The 21,631-nt window shown below is 67.1% G+C and carries 18 protein-coding genes; 14 read left to right on the forward strand and 4 right to left on the reverse strand.

Going from position 1 to position 21,631, the window contains the following annotated elements:
- Positions 1–4 precede the first annotated feature (4 nt).
- Genes QLQ15_RS06560 through QLQ15_RS06575 form a run of 4 tightly spaced genes read right to left on the reverse strand, consistent with a single transcriptional unit; the run spans position 5 to position 4,021 of the window.
- A complete protein-coding gene (locus QLQ15_RS06560; protein WP_283212028.1) occupies positions 5–754 on the reverse strand; it encodes a DUF2092 domain-containing protein in 750 nt (249 codons plus the stop codon).
- 44 nt (positions 755–798) lie between these two features.
- Positions 799–1,155 (reverse strand): hypothetical protein, encoded by a 357-nt coding sequence (locus tag QLQ15_RS06565; protein ID WP_283212029.1) that lies wholly within the window; start codon positions 1,153–1,155, stop codon positions 799–801.
- 17 nt (positions 1,156–1,172) lie between these two features.
- On the reverse strand, positions 1,173–1,844 hold the full coding sequence (locus tag QLQ15_RS06570) for a response regulator transcription factor (protein ID WP_283212030.1): 672 nt from the start codon (positions 1,842–1,844) through the stop codon (positions 1,173–1,175).
- A complete protein-coding gene (locus QLQ15_RS06575) occupies positions 1,841–4,021 on the reverse strand; it encodes a PAS domain-containing sensor histidine kinase (RefSeq protein ID WP_283212031.1) in 2,181 nt (726 codons plus the stop codon). The genes QLQ15_RS06570 and QLQ15_RS06575 overlap by 4 nt, the downstream gene beginning before the upstream one ends.
- Positions 4,022–4,290: 269 nt before the next feature.
- On the opposite strand from QLQ15_RS06575, the gene QLQ15_RS06580 reads away from it, so the two are divergent.
- The 14 genes from QLQ15_RS06580 (at position 4,291) to QLQ15_RS06645 (ending at position 21,549) form a co-directional block, all read left to right on the forward strand.
- Positions 4,291–4,677, forward strand: coding sequence for a response regulator transcription factor (locus tag QLQ15_RS06580; protein WP_283212032.1), 387 nt, complete (start codon positions 4,291–4,293; stop codon positions 4,675–4,677).
- Between the two features lie 39 nt (positions 4,678–4,716).
- Entirely contained in the window at positions 4,717–5,322 is a 606-nt protein-coding gene (locus QLQ15_RS06585) for a DUF3302 domain-containing protein (RefSeq protein ID WP_283212033.1), read from the forward strand.
- A 3-nt stretch (positions 5,323–5,325) separates the two neighbouring features.
- Positions 5,326–6,507 carry an HlyD family secretion protein gene (locus QLQ15_RS06590; protein WP_283212034.1) on the forward strand — a complete coding sequence of 394 codons (1,182 nt, stop codon included), beginning with the start codon at positions 5,326–5,328 and terminating at the stop codon, positions 6,505–6,507.
- 7 nt (positions 6,508–6,514) lie between these two features.
- Entirely contained in the window at positions 6,515–7,966 is a 1,452-nt protein-coding gene (locus QLQ15_RS06595) for an efflux transporter outer membrane subunit (RefSeq protein WP_283212035.1), read from the forward strand.
- A 13-nt stretch (positions 7,967–7,979) separates the two neighbouring features.
- Entirely contained in the window at positions 7,980–9,080 is a 1,101-nt protein-coding gene (gene cax, locus QLQ15_RS06600) for a calcium/proton exchanger (RefSeq protein ID WP_283212036.1), read from the forward strand.
- 3 nt (positions 9,081–9,083) lie between these two features.
- Positions 9,084–9,794, forward strand: a complete 711-nt coding sequence (locus tag QLQ15_RS06605) for a potassium channel family protein (RefSeq protein ID WP_283212037.1) — start codon at positions 9,084–9,086, stop codon at positions 9,792–9,794.
- Positions 9,791–10,609: a hypothetical protein gene (locus QLQ15_RS06610; protein WP_283212038.1), complete on the forward strand. Its 819-nt coding sequence runs from the start codon at positions 9,791–9,793 to the stop codon at positions 10,607–10,609. The genes QLQ15_RS06605 and QLQ15_RS06610 overlap by 4 nt, the downstream gene beginning before the upstream one ends.
- 3 nt (positions 10,610–10,612) lie before the next feature.
- Positions 10,613–12,262, forward strand: coding sequence for a mechanosensitive ion channel family protein (locus tag QLQ15_RS06615; protein ID WP_283212039.1), 1,650 nt, complete (start codon positions 10,613–10,615; stop codon positions 12,260–12,262).
- A 149-nt stretch (positions 12,263–12,411) separates the two neighbouring features.
- Positions 12,412–13,323, forward strand: a complete 912-nt coding sequence (locus QLQ15_RS06620; RefSeq protein WP_283212040.1) for an outer membrane protein OmpK — start codon at positions 12,412–12,414, stop codon at positions 13,321–13,323.
- 251 nt (positions 13,324–13,574) lie between these two features.
- Positions 13,575–16,319 (forward strand): aminotransferase class I/II-fold pyridoxal phosphate-dependent enzyme, encoded by a 2,745-nt coding sequence (locus QLQ15_RS06625; RefSeq protein WP_283212041.1) that lies wholly within the window; start codon positions 13,575–13,577, stop codon positions 16,317–16,319.
- A gap of 29 nt (positions 16,320–16,348) precedes the next feature.
- A complete protein-coding gene (locus QLQ15_RS06630; protein ID WP_283212042.1) occupies positions 16,349–18,049 on the forward strand; it encodes an aspartate:alanine exchanger family transporter in 1,701 nt (566 codons plus the stop codon).
- 16 nt (positions 18,050–18,065) lie between these two features.
- Positions 18,066–19,475 (forward strand): OprD family outer membrane porin, encoded by a 1,410-nt coding sequence (locus QLQ15_RS06635; protein ID WP_283212043.1) that lies wholly within the window; start codon positions 18,066–18,068, stop codon positions 19,473–19,475.
- 16 nt (positions 19,476–19,491) lie between these two features.
- Entirely contained in the window at positions 19,492–21,177 is a 1,686-nt protein-coding gene (locus QLQ15_RS06640) for an aspartate-alanine antiporter-like transporter (RefSeq protein ID WP_283212044.1), read from the forward strand.
- 9 nt (positions 21,178–21,186) lie between these two features.
- Positions 21,187–21,549, forward strand: coding sequence for a hypothetical protein (locus QLQ15_RS06645; protein WP_283212045.1), 363 nt, complete (start codon positions 21,187–21,189; stop codon positions 21,547–21,549).
- Positions 21,550–21,631: the final 82 nt, after the last annotated feature.

The following is a 21,631-nucleotide window of genomic DNA, read 5'->3' on the forward strand; positions in this document are numbered from 1 at the left end:
CGCGTTACTTCTCGCCGATCGCCTCCCACGCGACTTCGCGCGCGCCCGGGGGCGGCGTGAACGTGAAGCGCGCATCGTCGACCCGCACGTCGGTGTTCCACGTCAGTTCCGCGCTGTAGCCGGGCAGGCCGGGATCGCGCGTATCGACGCGACTGAGCTTGCACAACAGGCCGCGCCCGTCGACGTACAACTCCCACGACACGCCGTCGCGCTTGTAGGAGTACTGGCGACATGCGGTCCCGCGCACCAGTGCTTCGCCGGTGAAGCTGGCGCGCGTGGCGCCCTGAAGCACCGCGGCCTCGCTGTCCCACGCCAATACTTCGGCAATCGGCAGTTCGAAGCCCGCGCGCCGGCGTACTTCCTGCAACACCGTCGGCAGCGTGCCTGGCGCGGCCACGCGCGCGTAAACGTTCCGGTCCGGTGCGAACACGGTGAGCGTGGCGCCGTCGTAGGTCACTTCGCGACGCAGGTTCTTGCCGTTCACGGCCGCGTGCAGGTGCGAGGGCTTGCTGACGTCGTAATGCGCCTTGCCCTCGAACGTGCGATAGCCGCCCGTGGCCAGCGCCGTCTTGGTGGTGACGTCGGCGTCGAGCGTGTAGCGCTGCAGCTCACGCAGCTTCGCCGACACGCGTGCGATGGCCTGCGCCGCCTTCGGATCCACTTCCTTCTTCGTCTGCGCGAGCGATGCGCCGGCAACCACGCACGATATCGCCACTCCAATCATCACACTGCGCAACGCATGGGCAACGATCACGTTCGGTCTCCGTCGATGGGGAAGGACGGCGCGCATCAGCGCGCTCAGGGTTGGTAATAGATCGTGGTGTCGCCGACGGCCGTCTCCTGCTTGAACACCTTTGCGGTGCCGAAGCCGGAGACCGTCAGCGTTTCGTTGGACTGCCAACGCACCGTCAGGCCGGGCTTCCCGCCGACGATGAACGCGTTGCCAGGCACGTTGGGCATGTTGGCCGTCGCGGGCATGACGGACACCTGCACGTTCGCGTCCGCGCCGGGCCCGCATTCGCGCGAGAAGACCAGCGCGGTCTTCTTGCCCGATGGCGATGGATGCGATCCGATCTCCCGATTGACGCAGCGCTGGCCGCAGCCAGTGCATGCGAAGACCAATACCGTTGCCGCGAGAACGGCGCACTTTGCCATCGGCGATTCCCTCCTCGTCAACGCGCGTTGGACGCAAATCGCGGGGTCGGCGAAGCAGGAGGCCCCCATGAAGGGGGTGTTCCAGCCTGACGCTCCACGCGTTCCATGAAGTGCACCAGGTCCACCAGCGAACGCACGCCCAGCTTGTGCAGGATGCGCGAGCGGTGAACCTTCACGGTCTTCTCGGCCACGCCCAGGTCCGCCGCGATCTGCTTGTTGAGGCGAGCCGCCAGGAGATAGGGCACCACCTCGCGTTCGCGCGGCGTCAACGTGTCCAGCAGCGCCTGCGCGTCGTGCTGGTCCACGCGCGAGCGCCGCACCTCTTCGTCCAGCGAGATGCCGCGGCGCACCGCGTCCAGGAGAGTGGCGCCGTCCACGGGCTTGGTCAGGAAGTCGATTGCACCGGCCTTCATCGCGCGGACGCTGGTGGGGATGTCGCCGCAGCCACTCAGGAAGATCACCGGACAGCCCACGCCGCGTTCGCGCAGCAGCGCCTGCAACTCCAGGCCGTTCATGCCGGGCATGGACAGATCGAGCACCACGCAGCCGGCCATCGATGCGTCGTAGGCATCGAGAAACGCGCGTGTGGTCGAGCAGGGGCAGGTCGCCAGCCCGTCGGAGGTCAGCAGTCGGGTCACCGCGGTCAGGACACCGGGGTCGTCGTCCACCAGGTAGACGGTCGGGTTCACGTTGACACCTCCTGACGTGGCAGATCGAAACAGGCGCGCGCGCCTCGTGGCTGCGCGTTCTCGACCCAGATGCGCCCGCCGTGGGCGCGGATGATGGTGCGGCAGACGGCCAGGCCCATGCCCATGCCGGTGGTCTTGGTGGATTCGAACGGCGTGAAGATGCGTTCCAGCATGTCGGCGGGAATGCCGGTGCCCGAATCCACCACCTCGGTGCATACGCCGATCTCCGACGGACTGGTACGCACCAGCACCGTGCGCTCACCCTGTTCATCCGGGAGTGCGTCGCAGGCATTGATCAGCAGGTTGAGCAGCACCTGCTGCAGCTGTATGCGATCGCCCAGGCACGTGGGCAGCCCCGGCGCGAGGTGCAGGCGGCAGACCACACGTCGATTGAGCAGGTCGTTGCGCATCAGGCGCATGCAGTCCTGCACCACCACGTTGACATCGAGTGGTGCGTACTCCCGCGTTTCCTTCTTCAGCAGGCCACGCAGGCCATCGATCACCTGACCGGCACGCCGGTCGTTCTCGACGATGTCGGCCAGGATCTCCTGCACCTCGCCGATGTCGGACGGGTCGCGCCGGAGTATGCGTTGCGCGGCCTGCGCATTGCTGAGGATCGCGGCGAGCGGTTGGTTGAGCTCGTGCGCCAGCGATCCGGACAGCTCGCCCAGCATGGTCACACGCGACAGATGCGCCAGGCCTTCGCGCTCCGCCGCGACCTCGTGCTCCATGCGGCGGCGAGAGGTAAGGTCGGATACAGCGACGACGGCGTGCGGGGTGTCGTCGATCCGAAGCGGACTGACGCGCACCTCGACGGGGAACTCTTCGCCGTCCTTGCGCACTCCGATCGAATCATCGTTGGCGGGTCGGGGGGCGCGATCGCGCTCGGTGGCGCCAGGGGCGTTCATGGCCCCGGGAACGAGCGTTTCCAGTGGAATGCCGGTGATGGTATCGGCCTCGTAGCCGAACACGCGCGCGCCTTCGATGTTGGAACAACGCACACGACCATCCGCATCGATCAGCAGCAGTGCGCTGGGCGCCGCCTCCAGCAGCGTGCGCAGCAGCGTCTCCTCGCCTTTGCGGCGTGTCACGTCGCGCGTGATGCCGCGCACTACCGCGGGGTGGCCCCGCGTGTCGTGCTCGATGTTGCCCTGCACGCTGATCCAGCGCCGCTCGCCATCGGGCCGGAGGACGCGGTACTCCAGCTGGTACGTATCGTCGTGCAGCACGTCGTCGAATTCATGGCGGACCAGACGGTCGTCAGGGTCGGCATTCCGGAACAGCGCATCGCGGGCGCACGCGCTTTCGCCCGGATTGCCGAGCAGGCCGCGGTTGTTCGCGTTCTCGCGGAATGAGTTGTGGACCACATCCCAGGACCACAGCCCGATGCCGGAGGCCGTCGCCGCCAGCTCCAGGTGCGCCTCGGCGAGCAGGCTTCGCCGCTCGCTCTGCTGCAGTTGACTGGACAGGCGCTGCGTGCGGAACAACTCGTTGCTGAGACGGTAGCTCATCGCCACCACCACGATGACGAAGCTGGGCGTGGCCGCCAGCGGAACGCGCGGCAGGCCCAGCGCCATGATCGCGGCGGAGGACATCATCAGCACCACCAGCAGGAACCAGCTGCCGCACACGATCAGCGCCGCGCGGCGGACCGATTCAGGCTCACGCGTGGAGCGCAGCATGGTCTGCGCCAGGTAGATCAGCAGCAGCGCGTTGCTGAACTGGCTCACCATCACCCACGGATTGATGTCGCCGATGGGGTGGGAGATCGTCGCGCCCCACCACTCCGAGCGGCCCACACCGTCCACGCTGATGAAGTTGAGGTTCTCGCCCGTGCTGAAATCCAGTATCAGGCCGAACACGCGCAGCGCCGCCACTCCCGCGGCCAGCACCGGCGAACCCAGGCCGAACCACTGGTGCACCACGTACAGCAGCGACACCACCATCACCGTCACGGGCACGTACATCCAGCGGATGGCGGTTGACATGCGGTTGGGGGAGAGCGCGTGGAACGTCTGGAGTTCAAGCAGCGCGAGGACGGCCACGGACACCGCGGCCAGTGCGAACGCAAGATGTACCCGCTGGCGCAGCTGAGTGAGCCACACCAATCCATGGACCAGCCCGAGCACCAGGCTGGCTGCCGCCAGCATGGGCCATGTGAGGTCGACCCAGCTCATCACCGCGGTCCCTGACGATGCGATACATCCACACGTGTGCCAACCCGAAACCCGAAGTTTGACCCGGCCTACACACGGCCGAGTGCAAACGTGAACCGGCCCGACGGGCGGCGGTTACGGGGCATGGATCTTGCTGTCCTGGTGGTGAAGATGGAGGACAGGCGTGTGGTGGGGGTGTGAAGACAGGACCGGGCCGCACACCCGGTGCCGGACACGCGTAGGGCCAACGGCCAATTGCCGCTGCTGGCGGTGACGCTCACGTTAGCGCCATGCCCGGGAAGCCGCCCACTGTTGCCGTGGTCGACGACGAGGAAGACGTGCGGCATGCGCTGCACCGATTGCTTCGCGCCGCCGGATTCGAAGTGCTGGTCTACGGATCGGGCGCCGACTTCCTGCGTCACGCCGCGGACAGTGCGCCCGATTGCGTGGTGCTGGACCTTCACATGCGCGGCCAGACCGGATTCGACGTGCAAGAAGCGCTCATCAAGCGCTCGCTGTCGATACCGGTGGTGGTGCTGACCGGAAACGACACCGCGGAGAACCGCGCGCGCGCCCTGGCCAACGGTGCGGACGGTTACCTGTGCAAGCCGGTGGACGACGAGGCGCTGATCGACGCCATCGTCGCCGCCATGCAGAAACGCGGCATGCCCGCCTAGGACCCGACCGCCTCGGAGGCACGTACCGGAAGCGCATGCATGAATCCGACCCTTCGCACCCATGACATCAACCGCTCCCGATGGCGGCTCCTCGCGCCGGCGCTGGCAACCCTGGCATTGCTGCCGGGCCGTGCCAGCGCTTCGTTGCTGAGCGGGGAGGCGCTCGACACCGCGGCCAACGTCATCGCCTGGATCGCGCTGCTCATCGTGCCGGTGGTGCTGATCACCGTGTTCTGGCTGGTGCACATCCTTCCGGAGAAGATCGCCGAGAAGCGTCGCCATCCGCAGTTGTCGGCCATCAAGACGCTGTGCCTGCTGTCGCTGGTGTTCGGCGGCCTGCTGTGGCCGTTGGCCTGGTTGTGGGCCTACACCAAGCCGGTGCTGCACAAGATGGCCTACGGCACCGACGTGGACGACCACGCGCACCACGGCGAAGCCCTGTCGCCCCTGCACGACGCAGGCATGGATCGCCACGCGGCATCGCAGCCGGCGCCCACGGTGACGGCCGATGAACCGCCGGCGGAAAGCCGCCAGGCGGAAGTGGACGAACTCAAGCGCCGCATCCGCTCGCTGGAGATGGCACTGGCGATGGCCACCGATCCGCGCCGGGGCGGACCGCCCGGCCCGGGCGAACGCGGGGAGTGAACCATGGAAATCATCCTGCTCCTCATCTACTCGTTCTTCGTGTGGCTGATCTTCTTCAAGTACAAATGGCTGCCGTGGAACTTCACCTCGCAGATCATCGTCGTCTCGCTGCCGATCTTCGCGCTGACGATGGTGATCCTGATCCTCAACGTGGTGGCGCCGTCCTCGTCCGACGTGCGCGTCATCAACTACGTGGTGCAGGTGGTTCCTCGCGTGACCGGACGCGTGATCTCCGTGCCCGTCGAGGCGAACAGGCCCATACGCAAGGGCGACGTGCTCTTCCGCATCGACCCGGTGCCGTTCCAGCAGAACCTGGCCGCGCTGGAAGCCAAGCTGCCGGAGATGTCGGCCAAGCTGGACAGCGCGCAGGCCTACCAGCGCGAACTCAACGAACAACTCAAGTCGGCGCGCTCCACGCGCGACGCCCTGTCCTCGCGGCTCGCACTGGCCGAGAAGCGCGAACGGCAGACGGCCGAACTGGCGCAGACCGGCGCCGGTTCCAAGTTCGACCATGAGCAGGCGCAGACCGAAGCGGCCAGCCTTCGCGCCGAGTACGCCTCCACCGCCGCGCAGATGGCGCAGGTGCAGCAGAAGCTGTCGGCCACCACCAGTGATGGCCAGCTGTCGGAGATCGCCCAGGCGCGCGCGGCGGTCGAACAGCTCAAGGCGCAGATCATCGACGCGCGCTGGGAGCTCGATCAGACCACGGTCTATGCGCCGGCCGACGGCACCGTCATCAACCTCCAGCTGCGCGAAGGTTCCTTCGCTGCGCAACTGCCGCTGACGCCGGTGATGAGCTTCGTGGAGAAGGAGCAGATCGTGCTGGCGATGTTCGCGCAGAACGAACTGGGCAACGTTGCGCCCGGCAACGAGGCCGAGATCTTCCTGAAGACGCAGCCCAACCGGATCATCAAGTGCAAGGTGGATTCGGTGGTGTGGGCCTCGGGCACCGGGCAGCTGCCCATCAGCGGCATGGTGCCGCAGACAGGCGCGACGCCGCTGCCGATGGGGCGTATCGCCGTGCGCCTGCGTCCCACCGGCAAGGACGCCGACACTTTCATCGCAATGGGCGCGCAGGGGTCGGGCGCCATCTACACGGAGAGCGGCAAGCTGCTGCACATCATCCGCAGGGTGTTCGTGCGGGTGAGCACCAAGCTCGACTGGCTCGTGCTGAAGCTGCACTGAGGCCACGATGAGCCATATCGCCGCGAGCCGGTCGGCAATGAAGGCGCTCACGGGCGCCTTCCTGCTCGTCGTCGCGACGGGCTGCGCGTTGCTGCCGGAACCCAGCGGCGAGGAGGTTCGCGAAAAGGCGCTGGGCCATACGACGATTCCGCCGAACTGGTCCGCGCAGGCCATCGCCGCACAGGTCGACGAGGGCTGGCTGGCCAGCTTCAACGATCCCGAGCTGACGCGGTTCGTGCACGAAGCCCTGGCGAACAACCCGGATCTGCTGATGGCCGCCTCGCGTGTCGAGCAGGCCAACGCGCAGGTCGACCTCGCCGAAGCCAAGCTCAAGCCGGCTATCGGCCTGATCGGCCGCGCGGGCTCCAAGCCCATCGCCGATCTGGTGCCGCTGCTGAGCGGCGTCATGCTGCGCCTGAGCTGGGAGATCGACCTGTGGGGTCGCCTGCGTTACGGGCGCAATGCGGCACGGGCCTCGCGCGATGCGTTCAGCGCCGACTACCGCTATGCGCAGCAGTCGCTCGCCGCCAGCGTCGCGCGTGCGTGGTTCCTCGCCAACGAAACCCGCATGCAGGCATCGCTGGCCGACGAGATGACCACGGCGTCCCAACGCCTGCTCGGGTTCGCCGAGCAGCGCGAGCGCGTCGGGCCCGGCACCGGGAGCGAGGTGGAAATGGCGCGCGCCAATCTCGCCACGTACGAGGACGCGCGTCAGCAGATCGAGTTGGCGAACCGGCAGGCGGTGCGCGCGCTGGAACTGCTGCTGGGTCGCTACCCGGGCGCAACGCTGCAAGCCGGCGGCAGGTTGCCCGCCTTCCCCGCACCGGTGCCGGCCGGCATCCCGATGGACGTGCTTGAACGTCGCCCCGACATGATCGCCGCGCAACGCCGCGTCGCTGCCGCCTTCGATCTCATCGGCGAAGCCAAGGCCGCCATGTTGCCGTCGTTGTCGCTGTCGGGCGGCTATGCGCGCATCAGCAACGAGGCCGTCGAAACTCGCGAAGACCTGGAGCAGACCACCAACACGATCAACGCCACGGCCATTGCGCCGCTGTACATGGGTGGCGCGCTGACCGGGCAGGTCCGCCTGCGCACGGCCGAGCAGAAGGAAGCCGTGGCCGACTATGCACGTCGCGCGCTCAACGCGCTGAACGAGGTGGAGGACGCACTCACCGCCGAGCGCGTGCTGGGCGAGCGCGAGCGCATCCTCTCCGACGCCGTGAGCGCGAGTCGCGAAGTCTCTCGGCTGGAGGAAACGTCGTACCGCGTCGGCAAGTCCGATCTGCGCGCGGTGAACCAGCGCCAGCTGGCGACCTGGGCCGCGGAGATCGCGCTGCTGAGCGTGCAACGCGAGCGCCTGAGCCGCCGCGTCGACCTGCACCTTGCGTTGGGCGGCAGCTTCGGCGAAGTCCCGAGCGTCGCCACGGACGAACCCCAGCCGGTGTCCGGGGCCAACTGACGGAGAACCGCCGATGATGCGATGGCTGCTTCTGCTCCTGCCGCTGGCCATCGCGCTGGAGCACTTCATGCCGGGGCGGCCGCTGCTGGTCTTCGGCGTGGCCGCAGCCGGCATCGTGCCACTGGCGGCGTTCATGGCGCAGGCCACCGGCTCGCTGGCGACGCGGCTCGGTCCGGCACTGGGCGGCCTGCTCAACGCGACCTTCGGCAACGCCGCCGAACTGATCATCGCGCTGGCCGCGCTGCGCAGTGGCCTGCACGAGATGGTGAAGGCCTCGATCGCCGGCACCATCATCGGCAACATCCTGCTGGTGCTGGGAATCGCCATGGTCGCCGGCGGCGCGCGCCACGGCGAGCAACGCTACGACGCGCGCAACGCGCGCATGCAGGCGACCATGCTGACTCTGGCGGTGATCTCGCTGATCATGCCGGCCGCGTACGAAGCCATCGTGCCCAACTCGGGACCCGCGCTGGATTCGATCAGCGCATGGATCGCCATCGCGTTGCTGCTCGTCTACGCGGCCAGCATCGCGTTCACCGTGGCGCAGAGTCGCGCGGCCAAGGCCAGGCGCTCCAACGGTGGCAACGGCGGCAACGGCGACGATCATGAGGACGCGGGCGGCCACGGACATCACGGGCCGCAGTGGAGCGTGGGCAAGGCGACCGTGGTGCTGGCCGCGGTCAGCATCGGCATCATCTGGCTCAGCGAGATCCTGGTCGGCACCGTGGAACCGGCCAGCCAGGAGCTGGGCCTGTCGGATGCGTTCACCGGCGTGTTCGTGCTGGCCGTGGTCGGCGGCGCGGCGGAACAGGCCACGGCGATCGTGGCCGCACGACAGAACCGCATGGATCTGGCGATGTCGATCGCCTTGGGCTCCGGCGTGCAGCTGGCGCTGATGGTCGCGCCGTTGCTCGTGCTGCTGAGCTACGTCATCGGTCCGCATCCGATGGGGCTGGTGTTCGGCCCGGGCCTGGTGCTCAGCATCCTGTTCGCGGTGCTCATCACCGGGCAGGTCGCCAGCGACGGGCGCACCGACTGGCTGCGCGGTGTGCAGCTGATCGCCGTGTACCTGATCCTGGGCGCGGTGTTCTTCTACGTACCGGACGTGTCGTGACCGATGACCACGCCCGCGCCCCCGCACATCAACCCTCTGCGCGCACATCGCTATGCGCTGCTGCTGGTGTCGCTGCTGGCGACGATCGCGCTGGGCCCGGTGCTGGAGGCGATGGACTTCGGAGACGCCCTGATGGAGGGCTTCCTCGGCATCGCACTGCTGGCGGCGGTCTTCCCCACCTCCAGTACGCCGCAGCGTCGCCTGATGTATGCGGCGGTCGTGCTGGTGGTCGTGCTGCGCTGGCTGGCGGCGCGGTATGGATCCGGGGCCATGACCGTGGCCGGTGCCGTGCTGTGGACGCTGCTGGCGCTGCTGGTGGCGAGCCGCGCGGTGCGCTTCGCGCTGTCGAGCGTGCGCGTGGACACCGAACGCCTGTGCGCGGCGATCAGTGCCTATCTGCTGCTCGGCGTGTGCTGGGGCGTGGTCTACGCCGCGATGTCGCACCTCGACCACGACGCCCTGCTGGTGGGCGGACAGCCACCACCCGCACCGCTGACCATGGCCGACACCCTGTATTTCAGCTTCGTCACCCTGGCCACACTGGGCTACGGCGACATCACGCCGACGGGACCGATCACGCGCGGCATCGCCGTGTTCGAGGCCATCGTCGGGCAGTTCTACCTGGCGATCCTGGTCGCACGCCTGGTCGGCCTGCAGACCGCATCGCACAGCAACGCCACCACCAATGCATCGCCACGATGGGAGGAACCATGAAACACCACAGCACCCTGCTTGCGGCCATCCTGCTGGCCTGTGCGTCGATGGAGTGCGCGGCCGTCGAGCCACTGGACACCTTCAGTGCGCGCATCGGCGGCTACATCACCGACTTCGATACCGAAGTGCGCGCCGATGGCGAAACCGCGCGCGGAACCGAGGTCGATTTCAACCGGGACCTGGGCCTGGACGAAAGCAACACGGTCGCCTACCTCGGCTTCACCTGGCGACCGTTCGACCACCACGAGTTCGGTCTGGCCTGGTACCAGGACAGCGCCGATGGCAGACGCCAGATCACGCGCGACATCGAGTTCGACGGCACCCGCTACGAAGCGCTCAGCACGGTGAAGGCCGAATTCGATCTGGACGCGTACGAGGCCTACTACGTCTGGTGGGGCCTGGACCGCGACAGCTGGACCATGGGGCCGCGCGTGGGTCTGATCTGGTACAAGCTCGACCTGTCGATAGACATGCAGGTGGATTCGGCGGGCAATCGCATCGATGGCGCCATCAGCGACAGCATCAACGCCGACCTGCCGGCGCCGACCATCGGCGGCAGCTGGCGCTGGGTGCCGGGTCAGAGCGACTGGCGCCTGTCGGCCGATATCGGGTACTTCTCCGCCGACGTCAACGACATCGACGCCGACGTGACCTTCGGGCGCTTCGGTGCGGAATGGTTCCCGTGGGAACGCTTCGGCTTCTGGGCCGACTACACGGTGCGACGCATCGAGGCCGACGCCAGCAAGACGAGCTTCGACGGCAACCTGCGCTTCATCGACACGGGCATCCGTTTCGGCGGCGTCTACCGGTTCTGACCGATGCGGACGCGCGCCGCCACGACGGGGACACAGGGCTTCGCAAAGGCGTTGCTTGCGTTGCTGCTGACGGTGCTGTGCGGCGTGCTAGCCGCGCAGCCCGCGCCGCGACCGGGTGTGCCGGCGCCCGCCGCCGTTGCCGCGGCACCCGCGACGGCGCGCTACTTCAACCGCGACATCGTGACGTTCCGCTCCACGTTCCTGGGCAACACGCCGGCGATGCGCGCGCACGCCACCGAGGCCAACCTCGCACGCATCGTGGACCGGCCCGGGCACGCGAAGAGCACGGCGCAGCTCGTTCCGCAGGGCGTGGTGATCCTGCTGGATGACCAGCTGGTCACCGTGCTCACGCCGGCCGACCGCGATGCGTTGCGCAACCAGTCGCTGGACCAGCTGCAGCGACAGACGCTGGCGCGGGTCGACGATGCGGTGGTGGCGGCAGAGCAGGCTCGAATGCCGCAGCGGATCCTGCAGGGACTGGCGTGGGTGCTGATCGCCAGCGTGGTCGTGTTCGCCTTCCTGTGGCTGCTGCGCTTCCTGCTCAGGCGGCTGCGCCATCGCGTGGATGCGTGGGTGCAGAGGCGGTTGGGCCAGGTGAAGAGCGACTCCGCGCGGCAGCTGCTGCACGGGCTCATCACCAGTGGGCGCAGCATGGCGCGGCTGATGACATGGCTGTTCGCCGCGCTGGTGTTCGAGGAATGGCTGCGTTTCGCCTTCGGCAGGTTCCCGTACACACAGCCGTGGGCGGAAGCGATGACGGGCTGGATCGGCACGCGCCTGAGCGCGCTCGGCCAGGCCATCGTCTCCGCGCTGCCCGGGCTGTTCACCGCATTCATCATCCTGTTGCTGGGGCGACTGGTCGCGCAGGCGGTGCGGATCACGTTCCACGGTGTGGAATCCGGTCGCTTTCAGGTGCTTGGCATCGACCAGCAACTGGCCGAGCCGACGCGCAAGATCGTCACGGCCATCGTGTGGCTGTTCGCCATCGCGATGGCGTACCCGTACCTGCCCGGCGCGGAGACGGACGCCTTCAAGGGCTTGAGCGTGTTCGTCGGCCTGATGGTGTCGCTGGGCGCGTCCAGCGTGGTGGCGCAGGCGGCGGGCGGGTTCACGCTGCTGTATTCGCGCACGATGCTGCCAGGCGATGTGGTGCGCATCGACGAGACCGAAGGCGTCGTGCAGCAGATCGGGCTGTTCACCACGCGCCTGCGCACGCCGCTGGGCGTGGAGGTGAGCTATCCCAACAGCGTCGTCCTCGGCGGAAAGCTGCAGAACTTCTCGCGTAGCCCCGACGGTCCGGGCATGTGGTTGGAAGCGACGGTGACCATCGGCTACGACTCGCCCTGGCGACAGGTGCACCGCTTGCTTCTGCAGGCCGCGGAGCGGACGCAGGGCGTCCAGACGACGCCGCGCGCATTCGTGGCGCAGACCGCGCTGTCGGACTTCTACGTGGAGTACGTGCTGCGTGCGCGCATTCTGGATGTGCAGCGCCGATGGCCGATCCGCAGCGAACTGCACGCCAATATCCAGGACGCCTTCAACGAAGCCGGCGTACAGATCATGTCGCCCAACTACGAGGCCGATCCGGAAGGCGCGAAGATCGTGCCGAAGCAATGGTGGGAGGGGCGGCCACAGGATGCGGGCGAGGGCTGACGCGGCGAGTGTGAATGCGCTCAGGGGGCGCCGCCCATTGCTCACCGGGCGCGCACCGGCAGGGGGCTAGATTCCGGCAGCGGGCTCGGTTGCGAACGTGCACTCGTGCCACGCAAGGACCGTCCGACGTTCCGTGAGCCGGGAGACGCATGCGTCCGCTTCTCCATATCCTGCCCGATGTGCGCATCGCGACGCTGGTGCTGGTGCTGGCGCCGGGCATCGCGCACGCGGAAGACGTGGCGGCGATGCAGGACCCCGTACCTGCGCTCGCGCCCGAACCGCCCGCGGATTCCGGCGGCCACCGCTTCTTCCTGTGGACCGACACCAGTCTGTCGGTTCTGCCGTATGGCACGGGCTTCGAAGTTGATCCGAAGGAGCAGACCACCTTCACCATCGAACACGCGCACGAGTCGAAGATCGGCGACTTCTTCGGCTTCATCGATTTCACCCACTTTCACGGCGCAGGCCAAGGGCCTGACGAAACCTGGTACGCCGAATTCGGTCCACGCCTGAGCATCGGCAAGATCTCCGGCAGGGAGATCTCGGGCCATCTGTTCCGCTGGAGCGCGTTCGAGCTGAAGGACGTACTGCTGGCCATGCAATACGAGCGTGGCAAGGATCCCGACGTGGCCGAAGCGGCGCTGGTGGGCCTGGGCCTCAACCTCGACGTGCGCGAGGCGGGGTTCCTCGGTGGACTGGGCAGGTTCAACTACGTGCAGGTGAACTTCTACGGCCGCTCGGAGCTGACCGAGGGCACGCGCAACGGGTTCCATGACATGCAGGTGACGATGGTCGCCAGCTATCCGTTCAAGGTCGGACGTGCCGACTGGCTGCTGGACGGCTATTTCGACTGGGTGGTCGGTTTCGGTTCCGAACAATGGAGCTACCACCTCAACCCGCAGCTGACCACGGACCTGGGCGCGCTGGTGTGGGACGTGCCGAAGACGTTCTACGCCGGTGTGGAAATCGACCTGTGGTGGAACAAGTACAAGATCCCCAGTTCATCGGCGTTCGACACCAACCAGCAGGCGATCAGCCTGCTGTTCAAGTACCACTTCTGAACGGGCCGCAGCCCGGCCCTGCGCTCTAGCAAGGTCCGCGCCAGCCGCGTTGGTTCTGGCATTACGGCCGACGAATGGTGCCTCGCCCACCGCTCCCGCGGGTCTGACCCCTGAGACGCGTGGGGCCAAGGGCCAATTTCGGACGTGTTCACCCCAAGCCTACGCTCCGTGACGGTGCCGCGCGGAAGCGCGCGTGCGTGCGCGGCGCGTGCCAGCCGCCGTTCCCTTTTGCTTCCCCCCGGAGCAACACCATGAACCAGAACGCCGAATCGCAGACCGACCTTTCCAATGTGCTGGTCGCTGCATCGATCCGCGCCGACCAGTGGCGTCAGCTCAATGCCACTGCGCGCCAGTGGGCGACGCAGGGCAACGGCAAGCTTCGCGATGCCTGTGCCGGACTGTTGGCGCACGTCCAGCGCATCGAGCATTGCTGGGCCTATCCGGGCGAACGCCTCCTGGGTGCGGTCCGCGAAGCGCTCGAGGACGGCGACGCGCCGCTCTTCGCACGACTGGTCCAGAAGGTGTCTTCCGCGATCCTCTCGGGCGACTACCGTCGCGATGAACAGGCATGGGACATCACCGAGGCCCCCGACCGCGCGGTCCTGGATGCGCTGCCGCCGGACATCACCGGCACGCAGGACAAACCGTACTTCGAAGTGCTGGTGGTCACGCCCAGCGACCCGGGGCAATGGCTGCGCGCGAAGGACGAGATGCGGCGCATGCGTCGTCCGGACGACGCGTTCCAGTATGCGGTGGTGCACGTGGGCAGCTTCGAGGATGCAGCGCTGGCGGTGATGGTGAACACCGACCTTCAGGCGGTGATCCTGGTGGACGGCTTCTCGTACAACTCGCGCCACGACATCCCCGACCTGAAGGAATTCCTCGGGCGGCACCTGACCATCGACAAGGACGAGATCAAGCCGGGGACGCTGGCCACGTCGCTGGCCGCCCAGATCCGCGAGTACCGCCCGGAGCTGGACCTGTACCTGCTGTCCGACCGCTCGCCCGAGCTGCTGGCCGGCAGCGACGAGGCCGCACCGATGCGACGCGTGTTCCACCATGTCGAGGAGCCGATGGAGATCCATCTGGCGATCCTGGATGGCATCAAGGACCGCTACGAGACGCCGTACTTCGACAACCTGAAGAAGTACGCGCTGCGACCCATCGGTACCTTCCACGCGCTGCCCATCGCGCGCGGCAAATCCATCTTCGGATCCAACTGGATCCGCGACATGGGCCACTTCTACGGCACCAACATCCTGTTCGCCGAGTCCTCCGCCACCACGGGCGGTCTGGACAGCCTGCTGGAGCCCACCGGCACCATCAAGCGCGCGCAGGAGGCAGTGGCACGCGCGTTCGGCGCCAAGCGTGCCTACCTGGGTACCAACGGCACCTCGACGTCGAACAAGATCGTGGTGCAGGCCATCTGCAAGCCGGGCGACATCGTCATCGTCGACCGAAACTGCCACAAATCGCATCACTACGGATTCGTGCTGAGCGGCGCGCAGCCGTATTACGTGGAGGCCTTCCCGCTCACGCAGTACTCGATGTACGGCGCGGTGCCGTTGCGCACCATCAAGCAGGCGCTGCTCGACTGCGCGGCCGGCGGAAAGCTGGACCGGGTGAAGGTGATCGACCTCACCAACTGCACCTTCGACGGCCACATGTACAACCCGCGCCGGGTGATGGAGGAATGCCTGGCGATCAAGCCGGACCTGACCTTCCTGTGGGATGAGGCGTGGTTCGGTTTCGCGCGGTTCAATCCGCTGCACCGCCGGCGCAGCGCGATGGGTGCGGCGGCGGCGCTGACGAAGCGGTATCGCAGCAAGGCGTACCGCGAGGAGTACGAAGCCTGGAAGGCCAAGCGTGGCGATCGCGACCTGACCGATCCGGCGTCGCTCGACGAGCATGGCCTGCCGGACCCGGACAAGGTCCGCATCCGCGTGTACCAGACCAACTCCACGCACAAATCGATGTCGGCCTTCCGGCAGGGATCGATGATGCTGGTGTGGGACGACGACTTCCACCAGGTCGAAGGACCGTTCGAAGAGGCGTTCTTCGCACACACCTCGACCTCGCCCAACCTGCAGCTGATCGCGTCGCTGGACCTGGCGCGCCGGCAGATGGAACTGGAAGGCTACGCGCTGACCATGCGCATGACCGACCTGGCGCTGAAGATCCGCAGCGCCATCAACAAGCATCCGCTGATCTCGAAGTACTTCCGTGTCGCCACGCCGGAAGACATGATTCCAGCGGAGTACCGCGAGTCGGGACTCAAGGATTACGGCCCGCCCAACTCAAGCTGGGGCGCGGCCGCGGATGCGTGGTCCGGGGACGAGTTCGCACTCGACCCCACGCGCCTCACCTTGATCTGCGGCGCGGCCGGGTTCGACGGTACGCAGTTCAAGGGGCTGCTGGCCGAGCGCTTCGACATCCAGATCAACAAGACCTCGCGCAACAGCATCCTGGTCCAGACCAACATCAACAACACGCACAGCGATGCGGCGCTGCTGATCAAGGCGCTGGCGGACCTGTCGCGCGAGATCGAGTCGCGGCTGTCGCAGGAAGGCGCTGTCGGCCAGCAGGTGTTCGCCGATCGGGTGAAGTCGCTGATGACCGACGTCCCCGACCTGCCGAACTTCAGCCGCTTCCACGACTCGTTCCGTGACGACCCCAAGGGCGTCGCGAACGAAGGCCACATGCGGCCAGCGTTCTTCATGGCCTACGAGGAAGCCAACTGCGAGTTCGTGAAGCTGGGCAGCGAGGAGGTCGACAAGCGGCTGCGCGACGGGCCGGAAATGGTGTCGGCCAACTTCGTGATTCCGTATCCACCGGGCTTTCCGATCATGGTGCCGGGGCAGGTCATCACCGCCGACACCATTGCCTTCATGCGCAAGCTGGACGTGAAGGAGATCCACGGCTACCACGCCGCAGTGGGCATCAAGCTGATCAAACCTTCCGTACTGGCCGGTCGACGCGCCAGTTCCACGCAGTGATCGCTTCAGGACTTCCGGAGGCAACCGTCATGCAAGCGTTCTTCCAGTTCCTGGCCGACAACCCGTACATCCTGCTGTTCTTCACCGTGGGAATGGCGGTACTGGTCGGCAAGTTCTCGGTAAAGGGATACGGCCTTGGCATGGTGGCCGCGGCTGTCGTGGTGGGCGCGGCGCTGGCAACCTGGGCCTCGACCTATGGCGTGAAGCTGCAGCTGGACAACTTCGCCAAGTCGCTCTTCTACTACCTCTTCATGTACGGCGTTGGCCTGCGCGTGGGCCCGGCGTTCTTCAACGCGCTGAAGAAGGACGGCATCACCTTCACCATCCTGGCGGTGATCTGTTCGTTCCTCGGCCTGGGGCTGGTGGTGCTCATGTCGAAGTGGCTCGCTCTGCCGCCGGGTTCCGCGGGTGGCGTGCTGGCCGGTTCGCAGACGATGTCCGCCGCCATCGGCACCGCCGAGATGGCGATGGAGCAGGGCGCGTACAAAGTGCCTGCAGGAACCACCGCCGAACAGGTGTCGGGCATGATCGCGCTGGGTTACGGCGTGACCTACATCTGGGGCACGGTCGGCATCATCCTGATCTGCAAGTACCTGCCGCGCTGGTGGGGCGTGGATGCGCGCAAGGCCGCCCTGGAGTACGAACAGGAGCACGGCGTGCGCAATGTCGATGACGCCGCGCTGACCGGCTATCGCGGCGGTGGCCTGCGTGCGTACCGGCTGGACAACGCGCAGACGGCGGGGCAGAGCATCGCGCAGTTCCGCAAGACGTACCCGCAGTACCGCATCGTCAACGTGCGGCGCGGCGAGGATTCCCTCGGGGCGGCACCCGACCTGGTGCTGCAGCGCGGCGACGTGATCGCCCTGGGCGGCAAGCTCGAGGACCTGACCGCCAACCTCGGGTTGCTCGGTGTCGAGATCGACGATCCGAAGGCGCTGAACGTGCCGCTGGATCAGGCCGAGATCCTGGTGACGGAAAAGGAGTTCGTGGGCAAGCCGCTGCGCACGCTGGCCGCCGAGGATTTCGCGGGCCAGTTGCAGGTGACGCGCCTGGAGCGTTCCGGCGAGCCGATCCCGGTCGGCGCGGAAACCGAACTCAAGCGTCTGGACGTGCTGTTCGTCACCGGCCTCAAGGGCGCCGTGGACAAGGCGGCCGGCCTGCTGGGCAAGATCGCGCGGCCGAGCACGTCGACCGACCTGCTCACGCTGTCGGCCGGCATGGTGCTGGGTCTGCTGATCGGCAAGATCAACGTGCCGGTGGGCGACTTCTCCGTGGGCCTGGGCAATGCCGGCGGCCTGCTGCTGTCGGGCATCTTCGTCTCGTCGATCGTGTCGCGCCTGCGCTACTTCGGCAGCACGCCGAATGCGGCTCGCAACATCCTCGAAGACCTCGGCCTGGTGACCTTCATCGCCATCGTCGGCATCAACGCCGGCGCGACGCTGCTGGAGCAGCTCACCGGTTCCATCGCGCTGAAGATCTTCCTCGCCGGCTTCGTGGCCAGCACGATCCCACCCTTCATCACCTGGGCCATCGGATATCACTTCTTCAAGATCAATCCGGCCGTGCTGATGGGCGGCGTGGCGGGCTCGCGCTCGCACTCCGGCCCGGCACGCGAGGCGGCCAAGGAGATCGGCAGTACGGTGCCGTGGGTGGGCTTCCCGGTGGGCTATGCCATCTCCGGCGTGCTGTACACGGTGTTCGGCTACTTCGCGATGGTCCTGTCGCAGTAGCGGGAAAGGAGGCGACATGAATGCTGTTCGATGGGAACTCGGGTGGCCGGCACGCGTGCCGGCCCTGGCCACCGGCCTGTTGGCACTTGCCCTTGCCGCCGCCCTCGCCCCCATGCAGGCGCATGCACAGGTCGCCGCGCCTGCGCCTGTGCCCGCGCCGGAAGTGGAAGTCGACGACGTCGAGCAGGTGCCTACCTCCGTCGAGCAGGGCCAGACGCCGCTCGGCGAAGCCTTCGCGCCGCGCGATCACGCCGCGTGGGTACGCGAAACGCGGCGCAAGGCGTTCCAGGACACCAAATGGGACCTGCAGGCGCGCTCGTTCTACCTGGGACGCGACAAGTACGACAACAGCGAGAGCGAGGCCTGGGCGCTGGGCGGATCGCTCGGCTTCAAGACGGGCTACTTCCGCGAACGCTTTGCCTTCGGAGCGACCGGCTATACCTCGCAGAAACTCTACGGCCCCGAGGACAAGGACGGCACGACGCTGCTGAAGCCGGGCCAGGAAGGCTACACCGTGCTGGGCGAGGTTTACGGCGAGTTCCTGCTCAACCAGGACACACGGCTGACCATCGGGCGTCGCGGCTTCGACACGCCCTACATCAACCGCAACGATGTCCGGATGACGCCCAACACGTTCCAGGCGATCGCGGTGCAGGGTCTGTATGGCGGCGATGACGGTCGGCCGGAATGGCGCGTGGGTGGCGGCTACTTCGACGAGATCAAGGAGCGCAACTCGGACGAGTTCGTGTCCATGGCGGAGGATGCGGGCGCGCCCGACGGCGTGGAACGCGGCGTCTACGCGCTGGGCGCCAACTTCAAGACCGGCGATTTCCAGATCGGTGCCATCGACTACTACAGCAACGACATCATCAACATCTTCTACACCGAGGCACGGTACGGCATCGCCCTGAACGACAAGTGGAAGCTGGCGTTGGCGGCGCAGTATTCCGACCAGACCAGCACCGGCGACGAACTGCTGCGCGGCACGGATTTCTCCTCCGACCAGTGGGGCGCGAAGGCGGAGCTGTCCTACGGCGGCGCGCTGTTCACCACCGCCTACACGCGCGCTGGCGGCGACACCAACATGCAGAACCCGTGGAGCGGCTACCCCGGCTACACCAGCGTGCAGGTCGAGGACTTCAACCGCGACGGCGAGTCCGCGTGGCTGCTGCGCGCGGGCTACACGTTCAAGGCGATCAAGGGCGCAAGCGTCTACGCGCTGTACGTGGATGGCAGCGATCCGCAGTCGCCGACCGAGTACGCCAAGAACGAATACGACCTCAACTTCCAGTGGGCGATCCCGGATGGCTTCCTGAAGGGCCTGCTGGTGCGGATGCGATACGCACGCGTGTCGCAGAGCGATCCCGCCGATTCCGATCTCGAGGACGTGCGCATCATGATCTTCTACGATCCGCCGAAGCTCTGACGCGGTTACAACCGGCATGGCGTGGTTCGCGCAGGTGCTGTCGCGCTACCCGGAACTGGGCATCTACCTCGTGCTGGGCCTGGGATTCTGGCTGGGCCGGGTACGCTTTCGCGGCTTCGTGCTGGGCGGCGTCGCCGGTTCGCTCCTCGTCGGACTGGTGCTTGGCGCGTGGTTCGCGGTTCCGGTGTCGGCAGCGGCCAAGTCGCTGGCGTTCCTGTTGTTCCTGTTCGGCATCGGCTATGAGGTCGGGCCCAGTTTCACCGCGATGAAGGGACTGGGCTGGCGGCTGGCTGCGCTGGGCGTGTTCATGCCCGTGGTGGGCCTGGCGACGGCGTGGGCCGTGGCGCGCGCTGCATCGCTGGATGCGGGCCTGGCGGCGGGCATGCTCAGTGGCGCGCTGACACAGTCGCCGGCGATGGGCACCGCGACCGAAGCGCTGCATGCATTGCCCATGGACGACGCGACGCGCGATGTGCTGCTGGCGCATGTCGGCGTCGCCGGAACGCTGTGCTACCTGTTCGGCGCGATCGGCCTGATCCTGATGTGCACCGCCATCGGGCCGCGCCTGCTGGGCATCGATCTGCGCAGCGCCTCGCGCGAGCTGGAGTCCGAGTACGGAATCGCCCGTCGCAGCCAGGGCGTGCAGGCCGCGTGGCAGCCATTCGAGACGCGTGCCTACCGCGTGCCAGCAGGTGCGGCGATCGAGGGGCGTCGCGTCGAGGAAGCCGAACGGCTCGTCGCCGACTCGCGCCTGTTCGTGCACCGCATCCGCCGCAACGGTGAACTGATGGAGCCCGTGCCGGGCATGGCCATCGAGGCCGGCGACCTGCTGGCCATCGCCGGCCGGCGCGAAGTGCTGGTCAACGTGATCGGCGAGCGTGCCGTGGAAGTCGAGGACCGCGAACTGCTGGAGATTCCGATCGCGTCCCACGAGGTGTTCGTGTCGAAGACGCGCTGGGTGGGTGCGACGCTGGAGCAGATCGCTATCTCGGACGAGATGCGCGCGGTGTTCCTGCGTCGCATCCTGCGGCGCGGCCAGGAAATTCCGATCGGTGCGCGCACGACGATCCAGCGCGGCGACCGGTTGCTGCTGGTCGGGCACGAGCGCGCGGTGCTGCGCGCGGCGGCAGGACTGGGCGAGGTGATCCTTCCCACCGACACCACCGATTTCGGGGTGGTCGGCCTGGCGGTGTTCATCGGCGGCCTGGCGGGCGTGGTTCTGGCGGTGCCGGTGGGGCGCATCACGCTGAGCCTGGGCACGAGTGTCGGCGTGTTGCTGGCGGGCATCGTGACCGGTCAGTTGCGTGCGCGGCGCCCGTCGTTCGGCCGCATTCCCGACGGTGCGGTAAAGCTGATGCAGGTCTTCGGCCTGGGCAGCTTCGCAGCGATGGTGGGGCTTGGCGCGGGCCCGCATTTCGTTTCCGCGGTGCGCGCATCGGGCATCGCGCTGCCGCTGGGCGGTGCGATCGTGACGCTGACGCCGCCGCTGCTGGCGCTGTGGTTCGGGCGCAAGGTGCTGCGCCTGCATCCGGTGCTGTTGCTGGGGGCGATCTGCGGCGGGCAGACCTCCACCACCGCGCTGTCCGTGCTGCAGGAGAAGTCCGGAAGTTCCATCGCCGTGCTGGGCTACTCCGGCGCCGTTCCGGTCGCGCACGTGTTCCTGACCACGTGGGGTGCGGTGATGGTGCTGTTGTTCCATTGAGGTGATGCCATGATCGAGCGCATGCGCCAATGGCGCCGGTTCGTCTCGGACGCCTTGTTCGAACGCGGTGGTCTGAAGCTGGTCTTCGAGCACGCGCGCAACCTGGTCGTGGCGACGTTGATCATCGCGGCCGGGCTGGAGGCCAGCCATGGTTCGCGGAAGATCGCGCTGGCCATGGATGCCTTCATCATCGGCAACCTGGTGGCGCTGGTCGGACTGGCACTGCTGGTGCTCAACTTCCTGGACGGGCTGCGCCTGCTCACGCGCCTGAACGCTCCGCGCCTGCTGCAGTGGCTGCTGGCGCTGACCTATGTGGTGTTCTCCTGGCGCGTGGCGCAGCTGGTGCTGATGTTCCGCAGCCATCCGGTCTGAACGACCCCGGTGGGGTCCATGTTGCAGTGCCTCAATGTTCCCGGGGCGCTGCCGATATCCCGTACGTATATCGGGACCCCCA

Source organism: Lysobacter stagni, assembly GCF_030053425.1.
Lineage (GTDB): Bacteria > Pseudomonadota > Gammaproteobacteria > Xanthomonadales > Xanthomonadaceae > Lysobacter_J > Lysobacter_J stagni.

Coding starts and splice junctions, on each gene's coding strand:
- QLQ15_RS06615 (WP_283212039.1), top strand. CDS start 10,613: ATGCGGACGCGCGCCGCCACGACGGGGACACAGGGCTTCGCAAAGGCG.
- QLQ15_RS06575 (WP_283212031.1), bottom strand. CDS start 4,021: ATGAGCTGGGTCGACCTCACATGGCCCATGCTGGCGGCAGCCAGCCTG.
- QLQ15_RS06630 (WP_283212042.1), top strand. CDS start 16,349: ATGCAAGCGTTCTTCCAGTTCCTGGCCGACAACCCGTACATCCTGCTG.
- QLQ15_RS06645 (WP_283212045.1), top strand. CDS start 21,187: ATGATCGAGCGCATGCGCCAATGGCGCCGGTTCGTCTCGGACGCCTTG.
- QLQ15_RS06595 (WP_283212035.1), top strand. CDS start 6,515: ATGAGCCATATCGCCGCGAGCCGGTCGGCAATGAAGGCGCTCACGGGC.
- QLQ15_RS06640 (WP_283212044.1), top strand. CDS start 19,492: ATGGCGTGGTTCGCGCAGGTGCTGTCGCGCTACCCGGAACTGGGCATC.
- QLQ15_RS06635 (WP_283212043.1), top strand. CDS start 18,066: ATGAATGCTGTTCGATGGGAACTCGGGTGGCCGGCACGCGTGCCGGCC.
- QLQ15_RS06565 (WP_283212029.1), bottom strand. CDS start 1,155: ATGGCAAAGTGCGCCGTTCTCGCGGCAACGGTATTGGTCTTCGCATGC.
- QLQ15_RS06580 (WP_283212032.1), top strand. CDS start 4,291: ATGCCCGGGAAGCCGCCCACTGTTGCCGTGGTCGACGACGAGGAAGAC.
- QLQ15_RS06605 (WP_283212037.1), top strand. CDS start 9,084: ATGACCACGCCCGCGCCCCCGCACATCAACCCTCTGCGCGCACATCGC.
- QLQ15_RS06585 (WP_283212033.1), top strand. CDS start 4,717: ATGAATCCGACCCTTCGCACCCATGACATCAACCGCTCCCGATGGCGG.
- QLQ15_RS06620 (WP_283212040.1), top strand. CDS start 12,412: ATGCGTCCGCTTCTCCATATCCTGCCCGATGTGCGCATCGCGACGCTG.
- QLQ15_RS06625 (WP_283212041.1), top strand. CDS start 13,575: ATGAACCAGAACGCCGAATCGCAGACCGACCTTTCCAATGTGCTGGTC.
- cax (WP_283212036.1), top strand. CDS start 7,980: ATGATGCGATGGCTGCTTCTGCTCCTGCCGCTGGCCATCGCGCTGGAG.
- QLQ15_RS06590 (WP_283212034.1), top strand. CDS start 5,326: ATGGAAATCATCCTGCTCCTCATCTACTCGTTCTTCGTGTGGCTGATC.
- QLQ15_RS06610 (WP_283212038.1), top strand. CDS start 9,791: ATGAAACACCACAGCACCCTGCTTGCGGCCATCCTGCTGGCCTGTGCG.